This window comes from Alkalibacterium indicireducens (assembly GCF_039522005.1).
Lineage (GTDB): Bacteria > Bacillota > Bacilli > Lactobacillales > Carnobacteriaceae_A > Alkalibacterium > Alkalibacterium indicireducens.
Genome location: NZ_BAAADA010000078.1, coordinates 1 through 24,911, shown reverse-complemented (window position 1 = coordinate 24,911; position 24,911 = coordinate 1). Strand labels below are relative to the sequence as shown.

Sequence of the window (24,911 nt, the reverse complement as noted above, 5' to 3'; positions counted from 1 at the left end):
ATCAACTGTTAAGGTTGTCATTTATTGCAGGATGTGAGCAATAATCTGTAGACCAATTTAATTGAGACGATATAAGGAGTGTTTTACCCATGCCAAACATGATTCAAACTGAAAAAAGACAGAGACAAGACGTTAAGAAGAGACTGAATAACATGAGTCAGGTTACTTCAATGAGAACAGCTAAGAAAAACTTTGTTGCTGCGGCAGACAGCAATGCAGACAACGCTCAGGAGCTTTACAGAAAAGCTGTTAAAGCGATCGATAAAGCTGCTGCAAAAGGTCTTGTTCATCCGAACAAAGCTGCTAGAGACAAGTCCCGTTTAAGCAAAAAATTAGCATAATTGACTGAAAAGTATTCTCTTGAGACGCAAAGTCTTTGAGAATACTTTTTTTATGATAAACTAAGCTTGAATGACTGCTAGAGAGGGGAATTTTTATGGTCGAACAAGCATTTAAACTGAAATCAGTATACCAGCCAGGGGGAGACCAGCCTGAAGCAATAAAGAAATTGGTCAAGGGAATCAAGGAGAACCAGAAAGAGCAAGTTTTACTTGGAGCAACAGGGACTGGGAAGACATTTACCATGTCTAACGTAATTCAGGAAGTGAACAAGCCAACACTCGTCATGGCACATAACAAGACATTGGCCGGTCAACTTTATACGGAGTTTAAGGAATTCTTTCCGGACAATGCTGTCGAATACTTCGTCAGTTATTACGACTACTATCAGCCTGAAGCATATGTGCCGTCTTCCGACACCTTCATCGAAAAGGATGCCAGCATTAATGATGAAATAGATAAGTTGCGACACTCTGCGACAAGTGCTTTGCTTGAGCGAAGAGATGTGATTGTAGTTGCTTCTGTATCCTGTATTTATGGACTGGTCAATCCGAAAGATTACGCGGAACACGTCCTTTCTCTGCGTTCAGGAATGGAAATCAGCAGGGAAACGCTGCTCAGACGCCTAGTCGATATGCAGTTTGAACGAAACGACATTGATTTTCAGCGTGGACGCTTTCGTGTTCGCGGGGATATCATTGAAGTTTTCCTTGCCTCCAGAGAAAGTGAAGCCATTCGTATTGAGATGTTCGGTGATGAGATAGACAGGATTAGAGAAGTTGATGTTCTGACAGGTGAAGTCAAAGCGGATCTGTCTCACGTACCGATCTTCCCTGCCACTCACTTCGTTTCAAATGATGAACAGACTAGGTCGGCTATCGAATCCATTCAGGCAGAACTGAAGGACCGTCTGGAAGAATTGAACAGAGATAATAAGCTGCTCGAAGCACAGCGACTGGAACAGCGGACGAATTATGATATTGAAATGCTGATGGAAATGGGCTACTGTTCAGGCATAGAGAACTATTCCAGACACATGGATGGCCGGAAGCCTGGTCAAGCACCCTATACACTGCTGGACTTCTTCCCTGAAGACTCTCTTTTCATTATTGATGAATCCCATATCACTATGCCTCAGATCAGAGGGATGTACAATGGGGACAGAGCCAGAAAACAGCAGCTGATCGATCATGGTTTCCGCCTGCCGAGCGCACTGGATAACCGCCCGCTGCGCCTGGAAGAGTTTGAAGAACGCGTGCCTCAGATCAATTATATTTCAGCTACGCCGGCTGATTATGAAATGAACCGATCCAGTCAGATCGTCGAGCAGATCATCAGACCAACAGGCCTGCTTGATCCAATCGTTGAAGTCCGTCCGATCAAAGGACAGATTGATGACCTGATCGAAGAAATCAATGATCGAGTCGAGAAAGACGAAAGAGTCTTCATTACGACATTGACCAAGAAAATGTCCGAGGACTTGACCGACTACCTTAAAGAGGTAGGGATAAAAGTCGAATACCTGCATAGTGACGTCAAGACGCTGGAACGGACACAGATCATCCGGGACCTTCGTGTCGGGAAGTTTGACGTTCTGATCGGAATCAACCTGCTCAGAGAAGGACTGGACGTTCCCGAAGTCTCTATGGTTGCTATTCTGGATGCAGATAAGGAAGGATTCCTGAGAAGTGCCCGTTCACTGATTCAGACTATCGGACGAGCTGCCCGAAATGAAAATGGCCGAGTGATCATGTACGCAGACCGGATAACGGACTCAATGAAGCAGGCAATGGAGGAAACCGATCGTCGTCGCCAGATTCAGGAAGAGTATAATAAGGAACATGGCATCACGCCGAAGACGATCAAGAAAGAAGTAAGAGATCTTATCAGAATCTCTACCGTTGTTGATGATGAAGAAAAAGACTTGTCAGAAGAAGTCGTCAAGCAGCTGTCCAGAGAAGAGAGACGACAGCTGATCGAAACAATGGAGCTGGAAATGAAAGAAGCAGCGAAAGAACTGGACTTCGAGAAAGCCGCACAGCTGCGGGATGTTGTCATGGAATTAAAGACGAAATATTCATAATCTACAAATATCCGGTTGACTTTTTTACAGTAAACCTTTAGAGTTAATTTAAATTAAATAACTGTCCTTTAAAGATAGTCCAGAGAGGCTAAGAAGGAGACGCGTATCTTCATGATGTACCAGAGAGTATGTATGGAGATGATAGTCAGGTAGACTGAACATGCAAGAACTGCCGGATTATGCCCAACAAAACAGTCAATGGGAAGCACTCTTATCTTAGATGGATAGGAGTGCTTTTTTGTATACTTCAAACGAAGTAAGTGACATGCTTTATCGGCAGATATTTAATAAAAAAGCTGGACATAGAAATATGCTTTTCAGCTGTCTACAGGAGGCAGGTCATGGAAAATAAAACAGTAGTAGAAGTTGTCAACGAAGCGGCAATCAAACGGGCACTGACACGTATTACTTATGAGATTATCGAAAAAAATAAAGGGATCGAGAAACTGGTGCTTGCCGGTATTCGGACTAGAGGAATCATTTTAGCCCAGAGAATTGCAGATCGTATTCTTGAACTGGAAGGCGAATTGGTCGAAGTAATAGAGCTGGACACATCATTGTATCGCGATGACAGAGAAGATGATGCTTCTACAGCACAGGTATCAGCCGGACATGTTCAGGATGTAGCCGGTAAAAAAGTAGTGATTATTGATGATGTACTGTATACAGGCAGAACTATACGAGCAGCCCTTGATGCTATAATCGATAGAGGAAGACCTGAAAAAATATATCTAGCTGTACTGGTAGACAGAGGCAATAGGGAGCTTCCCATAAGGGCAGATTTTGTCGGAAAGAATCTTCCAACTTCCCGTGAAGAGTCCGTTCAGGTTTATTTGAATGAAGCAGATGGAAAAGAACACGTAGATATAATAAAACCGTCATGAACAAAGTGATGTGAGCTTTAACTGAAGCCCCGTGAGGCACAGAAGGTCACAGGATAGACTATGAGTACAGAGGATGCTTGGGCGCTCCGTGAGTTCATTCAGCTAGAATAGCTAAATGGATCGTAAGCCTGACTTGCAGCTGTTATTGTTTCATAGTTATTTCCGAGAAGACCCGGTGTCCCTGGATACACCGGGTCTTTTAATATCCAAAGAGCCACTGAATGTCCGTAAATACAAAGGAGGAAGAAATGGATACGTCAGAAAGAAGACAGGCCAGACACTTTGTTTCATTGAATAATTATAACGAAAATGACATCATGTCTCTAATAAAGAAGGCACTTGCCTACAAGCATAACTTATCTGTTCCCAAGTACAAGGGAATGTATGCCGTGAACTGCTTTTTTGAAGAAAGTACGCGCACACACAAAAGCTTTGAGATGGCTGAAAAAAAATTAGGAATGGATGTGCTGGATTTTCAGCCCTCCATGAGTAGTGTCAGAAAAGGTGAAAGTCTCTATGACACGGTACTTACCTTACAGTCACTGGGAATCGATCTGATGGTTATCAGACACAGTGATGTTGCTTACTATAACCAGCTGATCGATAGCGAGTCCATTACATGCTCAATCGTCAATGGAGGAGATGGTGCCGGACAGCACCCTAGTCAGTCTTTACTTGATCTTATGACGATTTATGAAGAATTTGGAACATTTAAAGGTGTGAAGGTCGCCATAGCCGGGGATATCCTTCACTCAAGAGTAGCCAGAAGCAATATGCAGATCCTGAAGAAACTTGGAGCCGAACTCTTTTTTTCCGGTCCGGAAGAGTTTGTTGGAACTGAATGTCAGACATATGGCGAGTACAGATCTATTGATGAACTGGTAGATCAAGTCGATGTTGTAATGCTGCTTCGGGTTCAGCGTGAAAGACATATACAGCAGGCAAGTCACGAGCTGGATGTATCCTATTTGGCTCAGTATGGGCTGACCAAAGAAAGAGAATATAGAATGCACAGAAAAGCCATCATCATGCACCCGGCACCGGTTAACCGAGGCATCGAAATTACTGATGAGCTGGTAGAATGTGACCGATCAAGAATAGTCAGACAGATGGAAAATGGAGTATTTGCACGTATGGCAATCATAGATTCGATTTTAAACTAAAAAACAGGGGATGACACGTGTGTCGATTTTAATAAAGAATGCAGAAATAATTGATGGAACAGGACAGACTCGTCAAGTAGATATATACACTGACAAGGGAATCATTCAGAAAATTGGTATGAATCTTGATGATGAAGCTGGACGTATACTGCATGCTAAAGGAAAACTGGTTTCACCTGGACTGATTGATGTACATGTCCATCTTAGAGAACCAGGCTATGAGTACAAAGAAACGATCGAGAGTGGATCAAAGGCAGCAGCTCGAGGCGGATTTACAACTATCTGTGCTATGCCGAATCTCAGCCCAGTTCCGGATACGCCTGAACGATTCAAGAAAATCATAGAGAGAATAGATGAGAGTGCGCAGGTCAAAGTGAAGCATTACGCTCCGATCACAAGGGAACTTACAAGCAATGAACTGACTGATCAGAAGGCTATGTTAGAAGAAGGAGCCTTTGCTTTTACAAATGACGGTGTCGGAGTTCAGACAGCTGGAACAATGTATAAAGCAATGCTTGAAGCCGCAGAAAATGGTGCAGCACTAGTGGCTCATACCGAAGATGACAGCCTCCTGTTTAATGGTGTGATGCATGAAGGGAAAAGAAATAAGGAACTGAACCTTCCCGGCATGCTACAGCTGACTGAGTCAACGCAGATTGCAAGAGATGTCCTGCTGGCTGAAGCCACTGGAGCTCATTACCATGTCTGTCATGTGTCAGCAAAAGAAAGCGTGCGTGTTATTCGAGATGCAAAACGTTCTGGAATCAACGTGACGGCAGAGGTCACTCCACACCATTTACTTTTATGTGATGAGGATATCCCTTCTGATACAAGTCAGTATAAAATGAATCCCCCTTTGCGCAGCAGAGCGGACAGAGAGGCTCTGATCGAAGGGCTGATTGATGGGACGATCGACATGATCGCCACAGATCACGCTCCTCATAGCGATGAAGAGAAAAGCGGATCAATGATCGGGTCTCCTTTTGGCATTGTGGGAAGCGAAACAGCTTTTGCTCTGTTATACACTTATCTTGTTAAAGAAGGGAAGCTCAGCTTAGATCAGCTGATTAGTAAGTTGACCACCATCCCTGCAGATATATTTCAAATGGAAACTGGAAGAATCGAAGTTGGGGCACCAGCAGATCTGGCCTGCTTTGATCTGGGTGGGGAAGAACGTATCTCGCGTGAGGATTTCCTCTCAAAATCGTCAAATACCCCATTCATAGGCTGGAAAGTCAATGGACTGACAGTATTTACAATGGTTGATGGTCAAGTCGTATATGAGGGGGAGAACATATGAAAAAAAGAATGCTCGTACTGGAAGACGGAAATGTTTTTAAAGGATTCGGATTTGGTGCTGACAAAGAAACGATCGGAGAAGTCGTGTTCAACACAGGAATGACCGGTTATCAGGAATCGATCACTGATCAGTCATACAATGGTCAGCTGCTGACTTTTACTTATCCTTTAGTAGGAAATGCAGGCATCAACAGGGATGACTACGAATCCATTTTCCCAACGACAAAAGCTGTGATCGTCAAGGAATTTGCGAGACGACCATCAAACTGGCGAAGCAGAATGAATCTGGATGAATTTTTAACAGAAAAAGATATTCCGGGGCTTACTGGTGTCGATACGAGGCGACTAACGCGAGTGATTCGTGAACACGGTGCTATGAAAGCCATTTTAACGGATTTTACAGAAGAGACTGATGCATTGATCGATCGGCTTAAATCCGTTACTCTTCCGACTGATCAGGTTGCTCAAGTGTCTACTGAACGCCCTTATGTCAGTCCTCAAAATGGACGTCGCGTGATTGTCATCGATTTTGGTCTGAAGCATAGTATCCTACATGAATTGAATAAAAGAGAATGTCATGTAACGGTTCTGCCGCATGATACAAAAGCAGAAACCATACTTAATCTGAAACCTGACGGGGTGATGCTGACGAACGGACCAGGCGATCCTAAAGATCTGCCGTATGCTCATGACATGATCAGAGAACTACAGAAACATGTACCAATTTTCGGGATTTGTCTTGGTCATCAGCTGATTGCTCTGGCGAATGGTGCAGATACGTTTAAAATGACTTTTGGTCATAGAGGATTTAATCACCCAGTACGTGAGATCGCGACTGGTCGAATCGATTTTACGTCTCAGAACCACGGATATGCGGTATCTGAAGAATCAGTCGATAATAATGAACTGAGAATCACACACATTGAAATCAATGATGGAACAGTTGAAGGCTTGAGACATTGCCGGTATCCGGTGTTCAGCGTACAGTATCATCCGGATGCTGCACCTGGTCCTCATGATGCCGCAGACCTGTTCGACCAGTTTATTGAAGAAATGGATGCATGGAAGGTGGAAGAAACGAATGCCTAAGCGAACAGATATCAAGACGATTGTAGTGATTGGCTCTGGACCGATCATCATCGGACAGGCTGCAGAATTTGACTATGCCGGGACTCAGGCGTGTCTTGCTCTGAGAGAAGAAGGCTATGAAGTGGTCCTTATCAACTCTAACCCGGCTACGATCATGACGGATAAGGAGATAGCAGATAGAGTGTATATCGAACCTCTGACTGTCGAATTTATTTCAAGAATACTGAGAAAAGAGCGACCGGATGCACTGCTTCCGACCTTGGGTGGACAGATGGGACTGAATATGGCGATTGCGCTCAATGAGACAGGCATACTTGATGAGCTGGGAATCGAGCTGCTGGGTACTCGTCTATCAGCTATTAATAAAGCAGAAGACCGCGATCAGTTCAGAGAACTGATGAGAGAGTTGAATGAACCTGTACCGGACAGCGACATTGTTCATACCACCCAGGAAGCATTGGATTTCGCAGACTCAATCGGTTATCCTGTTATTGTCAGACCGGCATTTACCATGGGTGGAACTGGAGGCGGACTGTGTGACAATGAAAAGGAACTGCGCGAGATTGTTGGAAATGGACTGAAACTGTCTCCAGTGAACCAGTGTCTGATCGAGCGCAGTATTGCCGGATATAAAGAGATTGAATACGAGGTCATGAGAGATTCTGATGACAATGCGATGGTCGTGTGTAATATGGAAAATATCGATCCCGTCGGTATTCATACGGGAGATTCGATCGTGATTGCGCCTAGTCAGACCCTGACGGACAAGGAATATCAGCTGCTGAGAGATGCCTCCCTTAAAATCATTAGAGCATTGGGTATTGAAGGGGGATGTAACGTCCAGCTGGCTCTTGACCCGAACAGTTTTGATTACTTCGTAATTGAAGTCAATCCAAGAGTAAGCCGATCCTCTGCTCTGGCCAGTAAAGCTACAGGTTATCCTATTGCTAAACTTGCAGCTAAAATCGCTGTAGGATTGACTTTAGATGAAATGAAAAACCCTGTCACTGAAACGACATATGCCCAATTCGAACCAGCTCTGGATTATGTAGTTGCTAAGATCCCGAGATGGCCTTTCGATAAATTTGAAACAGGGGACCGCACATTGACTACTCAAATGAAAGCGACAGGTGAAGTTATGTCGATCGGTCGGACTATTGAAGAAAGTTTATTGAAGGCTGTCCGGTCACTTGAAATAGGGGTCAGCCATATACAGCTGGCTGAGCTGGATCATCTTGACGATGACCAGCTGATCAACAAGACAGTAAAAGCTCAGGATGACCGTCTGTTTTATCTTGTTGAAGCAATTAGAAGAGGGTATCTAGTGGAAGAACTCGCGTCACTGACAAAAATCGACTTATTCTTCCTCGACAAACTGCTTCATATCGTCGAAATTGAACAGCGGCTGACGGAAGGTCAGTGGGATCTTGATCTGCTTGCCTATGCTAAATCCTATGGCTTTTCTGACTGGAAAATAGCTGAATTATGGAATGCGACCGAAGATGAAATCAGGCAGTTCAGAGTCATGCACGAGCTTCTGCCAGTGTACAAGACGGTCGATACGTGTGCTGCTGAATTCGAATCATCCACGCCCTATTTCTACAGTACTTATGAAGAGGAGCAGGAGAGCCTGGTTACAGATAAACAGTCAGTGCTTGTCTTGGGTTCCGGTCCGATCCGCATAGGGCAGGGGGTTGAATTCGATTATGCGACCGTCCATTCAGTTAAAGCCATTCAGGAAGCTGGGTATGAGGCGATCATAATGAACAACAATCCGGAAACTGTGTCTACAGACTTTTCCATTTCGGATAAGCTGTACTTTGAACCTCTGACAGTTGAAGATGTCATGAATGTTATCCAGCTGGAAAATCCAGTAGGAGTGATTGTTCAGTTTGGTGGACAGACGGCTATCAATCTGGCTGAACCTTTACAAAAACGTGGGGTTAAAATTCTTGGGACTACTGTTGAAGATCTGGATCGAGCAGAGAACAGAGATGAATTTGAGAAAGCCCTGAAGAGTCTGAGTATTCTTCAGCCTGAGGGAGGAACCGCTGTTACGGAAGAACAAGCGCTGACTATAGCCTCTTCTATAGGCTATCCGGTTCTTGTCCGTCCGAGTTATGTACTTGGAGGCAGAGGAATGCAGATTGTAGATAATGCTGCTGATCTGTCAAAATACATGAATGATGCTGTACGTATATCTTCAGAACATCCCGTACTTATCGACCGCTACCTGATAGGAGAAGAAGTAGAAGTGGATGCCATCTGTGATGGAGAACAGGTCCTGATTCCAGGAATCATGGAGCATGTAGAACGCTCGGGCGTCCACTCTGGAGATTCCATGGCTGTTTATCCACCACAGCGCCTTTCTCAGAACGTGATCGATACGATTATCGAGTACACCGAGAGATTGAGTCTGGGTCTGAACTGTGTGGGTCTCATGAATATTCAATTTGTTATTCACGAAGATACGGTATACGTTATAGAAGTTAACCCGAGAGCCAGCCGTACTTTACCGTTTCTAAGCAAGGTTACCGGCATTGCAATGGCTCAAGTTGCAACAAAAGCGATACTAGGTCAATCCATTCTAGATCAGGGCTATACACCGGGTCTCCATACACTTTCTTCGATGGTCCATGTAAAAGCACCAGTGTTCAGTTTTTCTAAACTGAACAAAGTGGATGCCAGGCTGGGACCAGAAATGAAATCGACTGGAGAAGTCATGGGGAGCGACAGCACATTGGAGAAAGCATTGTACAAAGCCTTTGAGGCAAGTGATATGAGACTTCCGGAACACGGAACCGTCCTATTCACTGTATCTGATGAAGATAAAAGTGAAGCTGCTGATTTAGCGGCCAGACTGGTCAGCATCGGCTATTCCATTACCGCTACGCAAGGGACGGCCCATGCTTTCGCGCAAAGAGGAATACCGGCTGAGCATATTGAAAAAACTGGTAATCCTGAATACCAGTCATATGATATTCTTGATCTGATTATGAGTGGACAAGTCAATCTGGTGGTTAATACTATGGGCAAAAACATCGATGCTGTACAAGACGGTCTGTCAATCAGAAAAAACTCAATTGAAAAAGGGATTCCACTGATGACATCACTTGATACTGTTTCAGCCATCATCAGTGTTCTTGAATCGCGTACATTCACAACTACAGCACTTTAAAATACTATTAAATGGAGGAGCAATATGACACGACTATCTGTTTCACTACCCGGATTAAATTTAAAAAATCCAGTTATGCCTGCAAGTGGGACGTTCGGATTTGGTGATATGTACCATGATTTGTATGACTACGATCGTCTTGGAGCAATTGTGTTGAAATCTACCACCCGTCAGGCAAGAACAGGCAATGAAGATCCGAAATTTCATCCTTTGAAGCATAGCGCACTCAATGCAGTGGGATTAAAAAATCCTGGTGTAGAAAAGGTTGTCAGCGAAAAACTGCCACGATTACGTGGATTCTCGACCCCGGTCATCGGAAGTGTAGCAGGAGAAACGGAAGAGGAGTTTGTTGAAGTAGCAGATATTTTAAGCGAATCCGGTGCGTTGAGCGCTCTGGAGCTGAATTTATCCTGTCCTAATGTAAAAGAAGGAGGACTGACTTTTGGAGTCGATCCATCCGCTGTCAGACGCATAACCGAAAAAGTCAAGCAGGTGACTTCACTTCCAGTGTACGTCAAACTGACGCCTAATGTGACGGATATTGTGACTATCGCCAAGGCAGCTGAAGATGGAGGAGCGGATGGTCTGAGCCTCATCAATACAGTTTTAGGGATGAATTTTGACACTAAAACTAGAAAGCCGGTCCTGGGGAATGTAATGGGTGGGCTGTCAGGGGAGAGCATCTTTCCAGTCGCTGTCAGAATGGTCTATCAGGTATCACATGAGGTGTCAGTTCCAATTATCGGAATGGGTGGAATCCGAAGCGCAGATGATGTCATTCAGATGTTTCTGGCGGGAGCTTCGGCTGTCGCTGTAGGGACAGCAACTTATCATAACCCGGTGGTCATGAATGAAATCATTGATGCACTTCCTGACCGAATGGCTGATCTGGGTATCGAATCGATCGAAGACTTGATCAGGGAAGTGAAGGAGGGACGCCGGCTTGGATAATGAACCAATCATTGCACTGGATTATTCTAATGTAGAAGATACTGAAGCGTTTTTAAATCGATTCGATTCTGATACATTAAATGTTAAAATAGGTATGGAACTGTTTTATCAGCAGGGACCAGAGATCGTCTATCTGGTCAAGAACAGAGGGCATAGTGTCTTTCTTGATATCAAACTTCATGATATTCCAACAACAGTGAAAAAAGCGATGTCCGGCATTGCGCGTCTTGGAGTGGACATGATAAATGTTCATGCAGCAGGTGGAAGCCAGATGATCGGGGCAGCGATTGAAGGACTTGAAAAAGGAACAGCCGCCGGCCATAAACGCCCGCTCTTACTGGCAGTCACTCAGCTGACATCGACTTCGGAACAGTCTATGCAGGTAGAACAAGGGACAAGCTTTACAATGAAAGAGAGTGTACGACATTATGCGAAGCTGGCTTTTAAATCAGGAGCCGATGGCGTGGTCTGTTCTGCTCAGGAAGCTGAACTGATCAGAGGGGCAACGGATGACCGTTTTCTTAGAGTGACGCCAGGTATACGTCTTGATTACTCGTCTAAAGATGATCAGGTAAGAATTGCTACACCTTCAGAAGCGAGGGAGAAGGGATCCACTCATATTGTAGTCGGACGTCCGATCACTCAAGCTGCTGATCCAGCAGAAATCTACAGCACGATTCAAAGAGAATGGAAAGGATAGAGAGAATGAAAACAGAACATCACACCATACCTGAAGAACTGTTAAGAATAAAAGCTGTCACAGTATCACCTAAAGAGCCATTTACATGGTCAAGCGGACTCAAAAGTCCTATTTACTGCGATAATCGTCTGACTATGAGCTATCCTGAAGTAAGAGAGAAGATAATCAGTGCATTCGTCAGTATCATTCAGACTTATTACCCTGAAGTGGAAGTGATTGCTGGTACTTCTACAGCAGGAATTCCCCATGCTGCATGGATTGCAGACAGACTCAAACTGCCGATGGTCTATATCCGTAGTGAAGCGAAAAAGCATGGGACCGGAAAGCAGATCGAAGGGACCTTCCAGCCTCATGCTAAGATCGTAGTGATCGAAGACTTGATCTCTACTGGACAGAGTGTCATCGATGCCGTCAATGCAGCAAAAAGTGAAGGTGCTGATGTACTGGGAGTGGCTGCTATATTTACCTATGAGCTCGACTTGGGGACCAGCGCCTTTCATGACTTGAATATAGACTACCGCACTATAACAGATTATTCTTCTCTGATCGAGGCTGCATTAAGTAACGGGCTTGTGGATCAGGAAGAGATGTCGCGTCTTGAAAACTGGAAAAAGAGTCCGGAAAGTTGGCTTTGATGCTTGATTTTCACCTGTAAATCCTGTAGTATTTGTATAGTGTTGGCAGCGTCGACACACTGACCTTTACTTGGTTTGTCGTTTCACCAGCGCTTACTCAGTAAATGGAGTCATAAACAGGAAAGAGGTGGAAAACATGGCAGTTTCAAAAGAACAGAAACAACAGATCATTACTGATTACGCTCGCCACGAAGGAGATACTGGTTCTCCGGAAGTACAGATCGCAGTATTGACTGCTGAAATCAACGAGTTGAATGAACACGCAAAGACACACAAGAAAGATTTTCATTCAATGCGCGGACTAATGAAAAAAATTGGTCACCGTCGTAACCTTCTTGCTTATCTACGTAACAAAGACATTACCCGTTACCGTGAATTGATCAAGAGACTTGGTTTACGTCGTTAATTTTGTCCTGTCACATCACGCTGATCTTCATGCTTATGCATAAAGAATGAGCGGGACTACAGACAAATTAATCTTACTAGTTGAAGCGGGATTCTTAGGAATCTCGCTTTATTTACTATAACAAACACTCAGGGGCTTAATTGTCTACTATGCAAATGTGAGCAGATGAAAATGAATCTGATCTGCTGACCTTTGTCTAGTAGGTTAGGCTGCCTGAACAAAGGAGAATATCATGTCAAACAAACAAGTGTTCAAGACAACTATCGGCGGCAGAGAACTGACCGCAGAAATCGGACAAATGGCAAAGCAGGCTAACGGGGCAGTTCTTGTCCGTTACGAAGATACTGTTGTTCTATCCACTGCTGTCGGCAGCAAGAAGCCAAGTAGTATGCCATTCTTCCCGCTTATGGTTGTATATGAAGAAAAAATGTACTCAGTAGGTAAGATTCCAGGAGGCTTCATCAAACGTGAGGGCCGTCCTTCAGAGAATGCAACATTAACCGCGCGTCTGATCGACCGTCCCCTTCGTCCAATGTTTGCTGACGGATTTAGAAACGATGTTCAAATCTTCAATACAGTTATGTCCGTAAATCCTGATAATTCTCCGGAAATGTCAGCCATGTTCGGATCATCCCTTGCTCTATGCATTTCTGATATTCCATTCAACGGACCAATCGCTGGAGTCACTGTCGGACGAGTAGACGGCAAATTCATCATCAACCCGACTGAAGAGGAAACTGAAAAATCAGATATCGAACTGATCGTAGCCGGTACCAAAGATGCTATCAACATGGTAGAAAGTGGAGCGGATCAAGTTGCTGAAGAAGATATGCTTGAAGCCCTTCTGTTCGGACACGAAGCAATCAAAGAGCTCGTTGCTTTCCAGGAAGAAATCGTTGCTGCAGTCGGACAGGAAAAAATGGATGTCACTCTAATCCTTCCTGATGAAGAACTCAAACAGGAAATCATCAGCAAGTATAACGATCAGATGAAAGAAGCGATCCAGACTTTCGATAAACAGGAACGTGCTGAGAAGACTGGTGCTTTGAAAGACCAGATCATCGAAGTCTACGAAGAAGAGTACCGTGATTCGCCAGATCTTGATTCTATTGTAAAAGATGTCAAGACAATCGTCGACGGCATGGAAAAAGACGAAGTCCGTCGTCTGATTACAGAAGAGAATACCAGACCTGACGGCCGTAAAGTAGACGAGATTCGTCCACTTGAATCCGAAGCAGGCATTCTGCCTCGCGTTCATGGGTCAGGCCTGTTTACTCGTGGTCAGACTCAGGCGTTGTCAGTTGCTACGCTTGGACCATTGAACGAACATCAGATCATTGACGGATTGAGCAGTGAAGACAGCAAGCGATTCATTCACCACTATAATTTCCCTCCATATTCTGTTGGAGAGACGGGTCCTGTCAGAGGACCAGGTCGACGTGAGATCGGTCACGGGGCTTTGGGTGAACGTGCACTGTCTTATATCATCCCTAATGAGGAAGACTTCCCGTACACCATTCGTTTAGTAGCGGAAGTACTTGAATCAAACGGATCCTCTTCTCAGGCAAGTATTTCTGCCGGAACACTCGCGCTGATGGATGCCGGTGTGCCTATTAAAGCACCAGTCGGCGGTATTGCCATGGGCCTAGTTATGGACGGAGAAAACTATACAGTACTGACAGATATTCAGGGTCTTGAAGATCACCTTGGCGATATGGACTTTAAAGTTGCCGGTACAAGAAAAGGGATCACCGCTTTGCAGATGGATATCAAGATCGAAGGAATTACGAAAGAGATTCTTGAAGAAGCACTTGTACAGGCTAAGAAAGCCCGTCTTGAGATCATTGATAACATCGAAGAAGAAATTCCAGAACCTCGCAAAGAACTGAGCAAGTACGCGCCTAAGATCGAATCAATCAAGATCAAGCCTGATCAGATAAAAGTGGTTATCGGTAAAGGCGGCGAAACGATCAACAGCATTATTGATGAAACGAATGTTAAAATCGATATTGATGAAGAGGGTAATGTTTCTATATACGGTCAGGATGCAGAAGGTATCAAGCGAGCGATCGAACTTATCGAAGAGCTGACAGAAGAAGTGGAAATCGGCAAGGTTTATACTGGAACGATCAAGCGAATCGAGAAATTCGGTGCATTTGTGGAGATTATCAAAGGTACAGATGGTCTGGTTCATGTATCGGAACTGTCTGATAAGTACATTAAGGATGTTGCCAAAGAATTTTCTGTCGGCGATGTGCTTGATGTCAAAGTGACGGAAATCGATGACAGAGGCCGTGTCAACTTGTCCCGAAAAGCTGTACTGAATGGGAACAACGACGAAGCCTGATTGGACTCAGCTTCCATTATTTAAAAGTAAAAAAATAACCCGCATGGCTATCCTTACGAGGCAACTGCTTATCGTAAAGGACAGCCATGTGGGTTTTTACATAATTGCATCAGAGGTAACCGGATTGCCCTCTGACTGAGAAATTCAAAGAATTGAGATGGTCTGTTTCGTTAGTATTCGGATAACGGATGACTAGTTCTCCTTCATCGCTGATGTCCATGACACGGGCAGATTTTGAGATCTGTCCATGATGAACGGTGATTTCCCGACCTATAAGTCCAGACTTTTCTCTGCATACTGAAATGAATGTAGACGCATCCATCGACTCGCTCCATGCTGTATAAAAGGTGTCGAACCAGGATAGAAAGCTGGTGATGATCGGATTAGGATCGATGACTCTATTTTTTTCAATTGCCAGAGAAGTGGCTTTAGCTTTCAACTCTTCAGGGAGTTCTTCTATGGACAGATTCGTGTTTATTCCCGTCCCAATCACGATGCCGGTCAGTTCTGATCCGCTGAAGTGGGATTCGACCAGAATGCCAGCCACTTTACGGCCGTCGATGAGAACGTCATTTGGCCACTTGATAGAAGCAGACCAGTCCGGTTCAAGTGCTTTGACCAGAGCAGCAGCAGTCAGCTGAGTCAGAAGGACAGCCTGCTGATTGTCGAATTTTGGTTTGAGTACGATAGTCAAGGCAACGGATTTTCCTAGATCAGTATGCCAGGAACGGCCCAGCCTGCCTTTTCCTTTGTACTGATAATCAGTCAGGATGACCGACCCATGAGCCAGTTCTTGAAGGTTTTTTAAAGCATAGGTATTTGTCGAATCGATTCTGTCGAAGAACTGGAACGATCGCCCGATAGAATAAGATTGCAGGTTTTCCGCTACAGACTCTTTACTGACTAGAGGGAGTGTCAGTCTGCAAGTGTCCTGTTCAGTCTGAATCGAGTAGCCCTGCATTTCAGCATCATTTATAAGCTGATTTATCTCTTCTGTCTCTATGTGAAGGGTCTTACTGACGAGATCAAAAGAAACGAAAGACGGATAGTCTGCTTTAAGTAAAGCAATAAAAGAAGAAATTAGTGACATGAGAGACTCCTTTTTAAAATTAGTTAATTAAGGTCAGTATACCTGATAAGTAGGCATTTGCCTATATCTATGCTATACTGAAACTGTTAAGCACATAACGGGCGAACGTACATAGGTGAAATAAACTATAAAATCAAATGCTGTAACAAGCGTATTAGAGGTGGAAGATTGTGAGTAATATAAAGATTATTCCTCTTGGAGGAGTAAGAGAAAATGGTAAAAATCTGTATGTACTGGAATCTGGAGACGATATTTTCGTCTTGGACTGTGGACTGATGTATCCTGAAGATGAACTGTTCGGAATCGATGCGGTCATTCCTGATTTCAGTTATCTTGAAGAAAACAAAGACAAAATTACCGGAGTCTTTCTGACTCATGGCCATGAAGATGCAATTGGCGCACTGCCTTATTTCCTTGATACATTTAATGTTCCTGTATTCGGTTCAGAGCTGACTATAGCTTTAGCTAAGCTGTTTGTGGGTCAGTCTAATCTGTCGACATCCTTCGATGACTATCATGTGATCGATGAACACACTGAAATCGACTTTAATGGAACAACAGTCAAATTCTTCCGTACGACCCATACGATTCCAGATTCAATGGGAATCGCCGTTCATACAGAAGAAGGAAACATTGTCTACACCGGGAACTTCAAGTTCGATCAGAGTTCTCAGGACATGTACAGAACAGATCTTTCTCAGATCGCAGACTTAGGTAAAGAAGGCGTTCTGGCCCTGCTGAGTGATTCTGGGGACGCAGAAAGTCAGACTGAAAATGTGTCTGAGAAAAAAGTCCAGGAAGAAGTGCTTGATATCTTTCAGGATACCAGCAGCAGGATTATCGTGGCTGCAGTAGCAAGCAATATTTTAAGAATTCAGCAGGTTTTAAATGCGGCGCACAGTTCAGGTAGAAAAGTGTTCATCACTGGAAAGAACCTGGAAGCTATTCTAGAAACAGCCATGGATCTTGACAAGCTGACACTGCCTGATGAACATCTGATTGAACCTATCAGTAAAATCGATAAATATGATGACGACGAAATTCTGGTTCTCGAAACGGGATCAGCGGGTGAGCCAATCAAAACACTCAACCGTATGGCTACATCTAATCATGATCAGGTGAACATCAAAGAAGGGGATCTTGTGTTTATTGCTACCAGCCCATCTACAGCAATGGAAGTCATGGTAGCTGAGACAGAAAACCTGATTTATAGAGCCGGTGGGACAGTAGTCAAGTTATCCAGCAGACTGAAAGCGTCCGGGCATGCGACGCCTAATGATCTGCAGCTGATGATCAACCTGCTGAGACCGACTTACTTCATACCGATTCAGGGTGAATACAGAATGCTTGCTGCCCATGCAGACCTGGCAAATGAGACAGGAATCCCTTATCAGAATATCTTTATTTTGAGTAATGGTGACGTCGTTAGCTATGCTAAAAATAAAATGACACAAAGCGGACAGGTATCTGCAGATAATACACTGATCGACGGGATAGGTATCGGTGATATCGGGAACATTGTCTTGCGTGACAGACGTCTGTTGTCAGAAGATGGTATTTTCGTTGCAGTAGTTACAATCGACCGTAAAAAGCAGCGTATCGTGTCTGATCCTCATATCGTTACGCGCGGATTTGTATTTGTAAAAGAGAGTCAGGATCTGATTAATGAATCGACGGAAATAGTGAAGAGTATAGTCAAAAAAAATCTCAAGCATAACGATTTTGACTGGGGTTCAATCAAACAGGATATTCGTGAAGGCCTGAATAACCACCTGTTCAAGAAAACGAAGAGAAGACCGATCATTCTTCCAGTAATTATGGAAGTCAATCAGAACAGACGCTTTACGAGATAATTATTTTGTATATAATTAAATATCAGATACTGTACTAGGGGAGTCAATATATTGGCTGAGAGTGAACTGTGAGTTCAGACCCTTAGAACCTGTACGTTCATACGTGCGCAGGAAGAGTACTTAACTGAGATCGACAGATCAGAGTAGGCACAAGCGCGCTCTCATAAATGTCATAATCTCCTTCCCTAGTTCAGTAAACTAACTAGAGGAGGAGATTTTTTTATGCAGAACAGACAGTTGAGGATCTATCTTGAAGGGACTTTATTTGCCGCACTTGGGATGGTGCTCTCCTGGATTCCCTCAGGAATAGGGTCGTCATTCAGTGTTTCCTTAGGCATGATTCCGTTGACTTTCTACGCTATCAGAAGAGGTTTGGGGCCAGGGATATTTGCCGGTTTTTTATGGGGGATCCTTCATTTTGTTACAGGATCGGTATACATGCTGAATGTGTATCAAGTCATTATTGAATACACAATCACCTATGCGAGCATTGGGCTGGCCGGATTCTACTCCAAAGACATTCTTGAGGGGATCAGAAACCAGAAAGGAAAACGGGTAAACATGACTATCGTCGCTGCTGTTCTAGTTGGAGCTGCCGCTCGGTATTTCTGGCACTTTATAGCCGGCTGGATATTCTGGGGAGACTATGCTTTATGGGGACTCAGTGCCTTTACATTTTCTCTAGTCATGAACGGTCTGAGTATGATCTCGACCGCCTTAGTGACCATGATCGTATTGCTGATGCTGTATGACCGGTCTCCACTGATTTTTGTTCCTAAAGGGAAATAACTGTTGCCGGCTTAAGATAGTGGACAGGAGGTTACAGGCTAATGTACACTAAGATAAATAACATTACCTTAGTGTATGAAGGAGACCTGTATGACGATTTTAAGCACGATTTTCTGGGGGTTTATTTTTCTGAACTCGGCTTTAGCCATATTTACTGTGTTTAAAGAAAAGGAACGGGACATCGCAGCGATCTGGGCCTGGCTGCTGGTCATTACGATGCTGCCAGGTTTCGGATTTGTGATCTATCTGTTTTTAGGAAGAAAAATATCAAAGGAATCTATTTTTGATCTTCGAAGTCAGGACCGCATCGGGATGCCTCAGCTGGTCGAGTCACAGAAGAGTCTGATCGAATCAGAGAACCTTGATGTTCCTGAATCAAATTATCAGGATAAGACATTTGAAATGGTCCGTTTATTTCTGGAAAGTAATCAGGCTGTTTTAACAAAAGGCAATAAAGTAAGAATTATAAGTGATGGAGAGGAAAAATTCGACCAGCTCATAAGAGATATTGAGAAAGCAGAGCATCATATTCATGTGACGTATTATATCTTTAGAGGGGATAATATAGGTCTGAGACTCTTGAGGGCTCTAGAAGAAAAAGCGAAACAGGGAGTTGAGGTCAAAGTATTGTACGACCCGGTTGGTGCCCGAGTACTGGGCAAAGATTTCTTCAACAAACTGAGAACATACGGCGGCCATGCTGAACCGTTTTTCGGCTCGAAATTTTTCCTGATCAACCTGCGTCTAAACTATAGAAATCACCGGAAAATCGTAGTGGTTGACGGAAAAGTCGGCTACACTGGAGGATTTAACGTTGGCGATGATTATCTGGGTATGTACGAAAAAATGGGCTACTGGAGAGATACCCATCTAAGAATAGAGGGAAATGGTGTGCTTACTCTGCAGACTCGATTTTTAATGGACTGGAACGCATCATCTAAAGACAAGCAAGTAAACTATGGGGAAGTTTATTTCCCGTTTTCAAGTCTAAAAGGGTCTACAGATATGCAGATCGTTTCCAGTGGTCCGGACAATGAGATGCATGCCATCAAGAAAGGGTTCATCAAAATGATCAGTATGGCTAAAGAATCCGTTTTGATCCAGACACCTTATTTCATTCCTGATGAAGCATTGATGGAAACAATCAAAATAGCCATCCTGTCAGGCATCAAAGTGAAAGTGATGATACCTAACAAGCCGGATCATCCATTTATTTATCGTGCCACTCTAAGCTACGCAGAAGAACTGGTAAAGAGTGGGGCAGAAGTTCATATTTACGACAATGGATTTCTTCATTCCAAAGTTATTGTGATAGACGGTGAGATTTTATCAGTAGGGACTGCAAATTTTGATATAAGAAGTTTCCGTCTGAATTTTGAAGTCAATGCATTTATTTATGATCGTTACCTCGCCAAAAAACAGGTCAGACTTTTTGAAGAGGATGAAAAGAAATCGTATTTACTGACAGAAGACATGATCAAAAATTATTCCAGATGGGAAATTTTCAAACAGCAGTTTTCCCGGCTTTTTTCACCCATACTATAACTATCATTCACGTCTGTTCACTGCATGTGGAAATCCTTAGGGTACGTCCAGCATATTGAACAGGCGTGTTTTTTTTATTCCTTAATTAATGCTGTCTCATCCTATTATAATGATTAAATCATAAAATGCTTTTTTTATATGCAAAATTATACAAGCGGTTACAATGGGTCATCACAACGAAGCTGGCTTAAAAACGTATGATTTGCAATTGTTTAAGCTTTCTGTAATAATGAATAAGGACCTTTTTATTGCAAAAATATGTAGGGTAAATTGCATGTATTTGCTTGAAGAAACTAATTAGCCAGTAAGGTTAGGCAGGATCATTAAAAATGAATGAGGTAACCGCTGGTACATAATCCAGTTATGTGTCTGTGTCTGTGTGAAGAGAAGAAGGTCTATTCCTTTTGTGGATTCATACAGTTTTTTTATGTGTTAAAACTCAGACCATAGCAGAATAAACGTAGAGGAGATACGATTATGATCGAGTTCAAAAATGTATCAAAAGTATACGGAGATGGAACGAAGGCCGTTGACGATGTATCGTTTACCATCAACGGAGGAGAATTTGTCGTTCTGATCGGAACGTCTGGGAGTGGGAAAACGACGACCATGAGGATGATCAATCGGATGATTGATTCGACATCCGGAGAGATTCTTATTGACGGAAAAGACATAAAAAAAGAAGATGCCGTTCAGCTGAGGAGAAAAATCGGATATGTTATCCAGCAGACAGGCCTTATGCCTCACATGACAGTATACGAAAATATTGTAATGGTTCCAAAATTATTAAAATGGGAAAAAGAAAAAATGCAGGAGACCGCAGAACGTCTACTGAAGCGAGTCGATATGGGTCCTGAATTTCTTGACCGTTACCCACAGGAACTTTCTGGCGGACAACAGCAGAGAATTGGTGTCATCCGAGCACTTGCCGCTAATCAGGATATTATCCTAATGGATGAACCGTTCGGTGCACTGGATCCGATCACTCGAGATGCTTTACAAGAACTGGTCAAGCACCTTCAGGAAGAGATGGGCCGTACAGTCGTATTCGTTACTCATGATATGGACGAAGCACTTAAGCTAGCAGACAAGATTGCGATCATGTCAGAAGGAAAAATCATTCAGTATGACACACCCGACAATATTTTAGCCGAACCTGCAAATGAATTTGTCGAGAGCTTCCTGGGTGAGGACAGACTGCAGCAGCGTTCAACCATGCAGACGGTCGATCAGGTCATGGTGAAGACACCCATTTCAGTTACATCGGATATTACGCTGGGAGAAGCTATTCGTGTCATGAGAGACAGAAGAGTAGATACGTTATTTGTGACTGATATGGATAATGTCCTTCAGGGGCTGGTCGATTTCGAAGCAATCAACAAAAATAGAAAGACAGCCTCTACAGTGCAGGACATTATGTCTCATGTCTATTACGTAAAATCCGGAACCTTACTGAGCAGTGTGGCAGACAAGATGCTCAAGCGTGGATACAAGAACATCCCTGTTGTCAGCGAAGAAGGGAAACTGGAAGGTCTTGTTACACGGGCATCACTGGTAGATATCGTCTACGATACAATCTGGGGAGATGACGAAGAAGTGGAAAGCATTCCTCTAGAGACGACCCAGTTTTCAGAATCAGAATAGGAGGAGACCTAAGTGATCGATTTTTTTAACAACTATGGTGCTCAGATGATGAGACTGATCTGGGAGCACTTATATATATCAATAGTAGCATTAGGTTTAGGGGTGATCGTAGCTGTCCCAGTCGGCATCCTGCTGACACGGACGGATAAGCTGGCGACGTTTTTCATCGGTCTGGCATCCATACTTCAGACTGTCCCGTCACTGGCACTGCTGGCACTGATGATTCCTTTTCTTGGGATCGGTCAGTTTCCGGCTATCATGGCACTGTTCATTTACTCTCTGCTTCCGATCCTCAGAAATACGTATACAGGCATGAAGGGTGTGAATCCGGACCTTGTTGACGCAGCTAGAGGTATGGGAATGACCGAATCACAGCTGGTCAGAAAGGTGGAGCTCCCTCAGGCAGCCCCAGTTATAATGGCGGGGATCAGACTTTCAGGGACATACGTTATTGCCTGGGCAGCTCTTGCTTCATATATCGGAGCAGGCGGACTTGGAGATTTCATTTTTAATGGGTTGAACCTGTATATTCCTGAGCTGATCATAGGAGGAACGATTCCTGTGACCATACTGGCTTTACTCGTAGATTTTGTATTAGGTCGTGTAGAGAAGAAGGTTACACCTAGAAACCAAGTCATAGACTAGAGAAAGGCTGATAATAATGACGTTTAAGAAAAATATGAAACTTGCTGCTTTAAGTTCTGCAGCAGTAATGATGACAGCTTGTTCTCTTCCTGGCCTTGGAGCAGGTCTGACCGAAGAAGGGAATATTACCATTGCTACTCAGTCTTCTACTGAGATGGTCATTTTAGGCTACATTGTTCAGGGGATGGTCAATCATTACTCAGACATCAATGCTGATGTTATTCAGAACCTCGGATCGTCCACTATGGTTACACAGGCTTTAGCCCAGGGTGATGCGGATGTAGCTGCTGCAAGCTACACAGGGACTGCGCTGACAGGCGAATTAGGGATGGATCCGATCACGGACCCTGATGAAGCCAGAGAGGCTGTGACAGAAGGATTTAGAGAACAGTATAATATGAGATATTTTCCATCATATGGATTTGAAAACACCTATGCCTTTCTCGTAACCAGTGAACTGGCAGAAGAGCATGGACTCGAAACAATAAGTGATCTGGAGCCCATTGCTGGAGATCTGACTGCTGGAGTCGATAATTCCTGGATGGAAAGAGAAGGAGACGGGTACCGGGCGTTTCTTGAGACTTATGAATTTGACTTTGACACCGTCTATCCTATGGAAATAGGTTTGGTGTACGATGCGGTTCAATCAGGTAATATGGATATCGTCCTGGGATATTCAACGGACGGACGTATCGCCAGTTACGATCTGGTCTTTCTTGAAGACGACCTCAACTTCTTCCCTCCATATGACGCAAGTCCATCAGCTTTATATGATACGCTTGAAGAATACCCTTTAATTGAAGGTATTCTTCTGAAACTTGAGGGAATGATTGAAACTGAGCAGATGCAGGAAATGAACTTTATTGCCGATGAATATCTGATCGAGCCGGCAACTGTAGCTGTAGAATTTCTTGAAGCCAATAATTATTTTGAAGACAGTGAACCTTATCTCGAACCAGCAGGAGGGGAATAAGATGTTAAATATAGAAGGATTAGATGAATTATCACAAATGAATATCGTTCAGCAGCTGATTTACTATGTACAGCAGAACGGACCCTATTTATGGGATCAGTTTGTCAGACACTTTCTCATCTCGATTTACGGTGTGCTGTTTGCAGCTCTTGTTGCCATTCCTCTGGGATTTTATATAGCCAGACACAGTAAGCTGGCTGACTGGGTCGTCGGCGCAGCTAACGTCATACAGACAATACCGTCACTGGCGATGCTGTCGATTCTTATGCTAGGATTTGGGATAGGAGTCAATACAGTAATTATTACAGTATTTCTATATTCGCTGCTTCCAATCGTTAAAAACACATATGCGGGTGTGAAGAGTGTAGATAATGCGCTGATGGATGCGGCGAAGGGAATGGGCATGACCCGCTGGCAGCAGACTTACAAAGTTGAACTGCCTATGGCTTTATCAGTGATCATGGCCGGTCTAAGGAATGCTCTGGTTGTGGCGATCGGGGTAACGGCTATAGGAACATTTATTGGTGCGGGAGGACTTGGAGATATCATACAAAGAGGTGTCAATGCTTCTCAAGGAGGAGCTATCATCCTGGCCGGTGCGATTCCAACTGCGCTGATGGCTGTTGTGGCCGATCTGGTCCTGGCGTGGCTTGAAAGAAAACTGAATCCTGCAAGTCGGGTAAGCAGATAAAGTAAAACAGCTATGGAGATGGATGGACTATCTCTCATAGCTGTTTTTTATTTTGCTAATCTGATATGCCTGATATCTTTGGCATTGATTAAGTAGGTCGTGCGTGATGATGCAGTTTTTATAATGATTTGAGTTGAGTGAGGTGAAAATACTGGAATCCCGATATACTCGTTGATCTGATCTGAATGAGTAGTAGGATTGACCTGAATGATAATACGCTGCTGCTTTTTCACAGACTGTTTAAGGAATAAGCCCAACTGACTCTTGGGCATCTGTGGCTGTACTTTAGATAAACTGGTAGAAAACAGGGCGCCGTATCCTTTCCTGAAAACATCTACAATATGCTGTGTTTCGATGGCTAATTTACTCATGATCGTCCTCCCCGAACATATGTTACCTTTAGTATATCGTGCGAACATACATTCGTCAACAGTCTCATGTAGTTTTTTTAATAATTGTTTGTCTAAAATTCTGGAGCATGATCAAGTCAGATAAAGAGGAACTGAAGATAAACCCGAACTGGGAGGAGATTTTAGTCTATGTGTAAAATAGTTGTCGGAAAGTAAAATAGTAGGGCAAGAAATTAAAGTAGACAAAAAGAAAGAAG

At 43.6% G+C, this 24,911-nt stretch carries 21 protein-coding genes and 1 riboswitch; of the genes, 19 read left to right on the top strand and 2 right to left on the bottom strand.

Features of this window, described 5'->3' with window-relative positions; all coding sequences use genetic code 11:
• The first annotated feature begins 89 nt into the window (after positions 1-89).
• The 12 genes from rpsT to pnp all read left to right on the top strand — a co-directional run bounded on the left by rpsT (position 90) and on the right by pnp (position 15,074).
• Positions 90-341, top strand: a complete 252-nt coding sequence (gene rpsT, locus ABFX15_RS05035; RefSeq protein WP_346024393.1) for a 30S ribosomal protein S20 — start codon at positions 90-92, stop codon at positions 339-341.
• A gap of 95 nt (positions 342-436) precedes the next feature.
• Entirely contained in the window at positions 437-2,422 is a 1,986-nt protein-coding gene (uvrB, locus tag ABFX15_RS05030) for an excinuclease ABC subunit UvrB (protein ID WP_346024392.1), read from the top strand.
• 341 nt (positions 2,423-2,763) lie between these two features.
• Positions 2,764-3,306 carry a bifunctional pyr operon transcriptional regulator/uracil phosphoribosyltransferase PyrR gene (gene pyrR, locus ABFX15_RS05025; RefSeq protein WP_346024391.1) on the top strand — a complete coding sequence of 181 codons (543 nt, stop codon included), beginning with the start codon at positions 2,764-2,766 and terminating at the stop codon, positions 3,304-3,306.
• Between the two features lie 248 nt (positions 3,307-3,554).
• Positions 3,555-4,469, top strand: coding sequence for an aspartate carbamoyltransferase catalytic subunit (locus tag ABFX15_RS05020; protein WP_346024390.1), 915 nt, complete (start codon positions 3,555-3,557; stop codon positions 4,467-4,469).
• Between the two features lie 19 nt (positions 4,470-4,488).
• Complete coding sequence (locus ABFX15_RS05015) at positions 4,489-5,769, top strand: dihydroorotase (protein WP_346024389.1); 1,281 nt, start codon at positions 4,489-4,491, stop codon at positions 5,767-5,769.
• Positions 5,766-6,857, top strand: coding sequence for a carbamoyl phosphate synthase small subunit (locus tag ABFX15_RS05010; RefSeq protein WP_346024388.1), 1,092 nt, complete (start codon positions 5,766-5,768; stop codon positions 6,855-6,857). Before ABFX15_RS05015 ends, ABFX15_RS05010 begins: the two co-directional genes overlap by 4 nt.
• On the top strand, positions 6,850-10,035 hold the full coding sequence (gene carB / locus ABFX15_RS05005; RefSeq protein ID WP_346024387.1) for a carbamoyl-phosphate synthase large subunit: 3,186 nt from the start codon (positions 6,850-6,852) through the stop codon (positions 10,033-10,035). Before ABFX15_RS05010 ends, carB begins: the two co-directional genes overlap by 8 nt.
• 24 nt (positions 10,036-10,059) lie before the next feature.
• Complete coding sequence (locus tag ABFX15_RS05000) at positions 10,060-10,986, top strand: dihydroorotate dehydrogenase (protein WP_346024386.1); 927 nt, start codon at positions 10,060-10,062, stop codon at positions 10,984-10,986.
• Positions 10,979-11,686 (top strand): orotidine-5'-phosphate decarboxylase, encoded by a 708-nt coding sequence (gene pyrF, locus ABFX15_RS04995; protein ID WP_346024385.1) that lies wholly within the window; start codon positions 10,979-10,981, stop codon positions 11,684-11,686. Before ABFX15_RS05000 ends, pyrF begins: the two co-directional genes overlap by 8 nt.
• A gap of 5 nt (positions 11,687-11,691) precedes the next feature.
• Positions 11,692-12,321 carry an orotate phosphoribosyltransferase gene (pyrE, locus tag ABFX15_RS04990; RefSeq protein WP_346024384.1) on the top strand — a complete coding sequence of 210 codons (630 nt, stop codon included), beginning with the start codon at positions 11,692-11,694 and terminating at the stop codon, positions 12,319-12,321.
• A gap of 136 nt (positions 12,322-12,457) precedes the next feature.
• Positions 12,458-12,727 (top strand): 30S ribosomal protein S15, encoded by a 270-nt coding sequence (gene rpsO / locus ABFX15_RS04985; RefSeq protein ID WP_091264966.1) that lies wholly within the window; start codon positions 12,458-12,460, stop codon positions 12,725-12,727.
• A gap of 232 nt (positions 12,728-12,959) precedes the next feature.
• Positions 12,960-15,074, top strand: a complete 2,115-nt coding sequence (gene pnp / locus ABFX15_RS04980; RefSeq protein ID WP_346024383.1) for a polyribonucleotide nucleotidyltransferase — start codon at positions 12,960-12,962, stop codon at positions 15,072-15,074.
• A gap of 109 nt (positions 15,075-15,183) precedes the next feature.
• Here pnp and ABFX15_RS04975 read toward each other — a convergent pair whose 3' ends face one another.
• Positions 15,184-16,164, bottom strand: coding sequence for a biotin--[acetyl-CoA-carboxylase] ligase (locus ABFX15_RS04975; protein ID WP_346024382.1), 981 nt, complete (start codon positions 16,162-16,164; stop codon positions 15,184-15,186).
• Positions 16,165-16,334: 170 nt separating this feature from the next.
• Here ABFX15_RS04975 and ABFX15_RS04970 point away from each other — a divergent pair, with 170 nt between their 5' ends.
• The 7 genes from ABFX15_RS04970 to ABFX15_RS04940 all read left to right on the top strand — a co-directional run bounded on the left by ABFX15_RS04970 (position 16,335) and on the right by ABFX15_RS04940 (position 24,304).
• Positions 16,335-18,017 carry a ribonuclease J gene (locus ABFX15_RS04970; protein WP_346024381.1) on the top strand — a complete coding sequence of 561 codons (1,683 nt, stop codon included), beginning with the start codon at positions 16,335-16,337 and terminating at the stop codon, positions 18,015-18,017.
• Between the two features lie 26 nt (positions 18,018-18,043).
• Positions 18,044-18,149: riboswitch (TPP riboswitch) on the top strand.
• Positions 18,150-18,239: 90 nt separating this feature from the next.
• Positions 18,240-18,806, top strand: coding sequence for an energy-coupled thiamine transporter ThiT (gene thiT / locus ABFX15_RS04965; RefSeq protein ID WP_346024380.1), 567 nt, complete (start codon positions 18,240-18,242; stop codon positions 18,804-18,806).
• Between the two features lie 90 nt (positions 18,807-18,896).
• Entirely contained in the window at positions 18,897-20,351 is a 1,455-nt protein-coding gene (gene cls, locus ABFX15_RS04960; protein ID WP_346024379.1) for a cardiolipin synthase, read from the top strand.
• A gap of 477 nt (positions 20,352-20,828) precedes the next feature.
• Positions 20,829-21,995 (top strand): betaine/proline/choline family ABC transporter ATP-binding protein, encoded by a 1,167-nt coding sequence (locus tag ABFX15_RS04955; protein ID WP_346024378.1) that lies wholly within the window; start codon positions 20,829-20,831, stop codon positions 21,993-21,995.
• A 45-nt stretch (positions 21,996-22,040) separates the two neighbouring features.
• Positions 22,041-22,640, top strand: coding sequence for an ABC transporter permease (locus tag ABFX15_RS04950; protein ID WP_428830603.1), 600 nt, complete (start codon positions 22,041-22,043; stop codon positions 22,638-22,640).
• A 16-nt stretch (positions 22,641-22,656) separates the two neighbouring features.
• On the top strand, positions 22,657-23,613 hold the full coding sequence (locus ABFX15_RS04945) for an osmoprotectant ABC transporter substrate-binding protein (protein WP_346024376.1): 957 nt from the start codon (positions 22,657-22,659) through the stop codon (positions 23,611-23,613).
• A gap of 1 nt (position 23,614) precedes the next feature.
• A complete protein-coding gene (locus ABFX15_RS04940) occupies positions 23,615-24,304 on the top strand; it encodes an ABC transporter permease (RefSeq protein WP_346024375.1) in 690 nt (229 codons plus the stop codon).
• A gap of 47 nt (positions 24,305-24,351) precedes the next feature.
• Here ABFX15_RS04940 and ABFX15_RS04935 read toward each other — a convergent pair whose 3' ends face one another.
• Entirely contained in the window at positions 24,352-24,675 is a 324-nt protein-coding gene (locus ABFX15_RS04935) for a hypothetical protein (protein ID WP_091264989.1), read from the bottom strand.
• Between the last annotated feature and the right edge of the window lie 236 nt (positions 24,676-24,911).

Bases quoted from the DNA above. Each gene is read 5' to 3' on its own strand.
- rpsT (WP_346024393.1), top strand. From the start codon at position 90: ATGCCAAACATGATTCAAACTGAAAAAAGACAGAGACAAGACGTTAAG.
- uvrB (WP_346024392.1), top strand. From the start codon at position 437: ATGGTCGAACAAGCATTTAAACTGAAATCAGTATACCAGCCAGGGGGA.
- pyrR (WP_346024391.1), top strand. From the start codon at position 2,764: ATGGAAAATAAAACAGTAGTAGAAGTTGTCAACGAAGCGGCAATCAAA.
- ABFX15_RS05020 (WP_346024390.1), top strand. From the start codon at position 3,555: ATGGATACGTCAGAAAGAAGACAGGCCAGACACTTTGTTTCATTGAAT.
- ABFX15_RS05010 (WP_346024388.1), top strand. From the start codon at position 5,766: ATGAAAAAAAGAATGCTCGTACTGGAAGACGGAAATGTTTTTAAAGGA.
- carB (WP_346024387.1), top strand. From the start codon at position 6,850: ATGCCTAAGCGAACAGATATCAAGACGATTGTAGTGATTGGCTCTGGA.
- ABFX15_RS05000 (WP_346024386.1), top strand. From the start codon at position 10,060: ATGACACGACTATCTGTTTCACTACCCGGATTAAATTTAAAAAATCCA.
- pyrE (WP_346024384.1), top strand. From the start codon at position 11,692: ATGAAAACAGAACATCACACCATACCTGAAGAACTGTTAAGAATAAAA.
- rpsO (WP_091264966.1), top strand. From the start codon at position 12,458: ATGGCAGTTTCAAAAGAACAGAAACAACAGATCATTACTGATTACGCT.
- pnp (WP_346024383.1), top strand. From the start codon at position 12,960: ATGTCAAACAAACAAGTGTTCAAGACAACTATCGGCGGCAGAGAACTG.
- ABFX15_RS04975 (WP_346024382.1), bottom strand. From the start codon at position 16,164: ATGTCACTAATTTCTTCTTTTATTGCTTTACTTAAAGCAGACTATCCG.
- thiT (WP_346024380.1), top strand. From the start codon at position 18,240: ATGCAGAACAGACAGTTGAGGATCTATCTTGAAGGGACTTTATTTGCC.
- cls (WP_346024379.1), top strand. From the start codon at position 18,897: ATGACGATTTTAAGCACGATTTTCTGGGGGTTTATTTTTCTGAACTCG.
- ABFX15_RS04955 (WP_346024378.1), top strand. From the start codon at position 20,829: ATGATCGAGTTCAAAAATGTATCAAAAGTATACGGAGATGGAACGAAG.
- ABFX15_RS04950 (WP_428830603.1), top strand. From the start codon at position 22,041: ATGATGAGACTGATCTGGGAGCACTTATATATATCAATAGTAGCATTA.
- ABFX15_RS04945 (WP_346024376.1), top strand. From the start codon at position 22,657: ATGACGTTTAAGAAAAATATGAAACTTGCTGCTTTAAGTTCTGCAGCA.
- ABFX15_RS04940 (WP_346024375.1), top strand. From the start codon at position 23,615: ATGTTAAATATAGAAGGATTAGATGAATTATCACAAATGAATATCGTT.
- ABFX15_RS04935 (WP_091264989.1), bottom strand. From the start codon at position 24,675: ATGAGTAAATTAGCCATCGAAACACAGCATATTGTAGATGTTTTCAGG.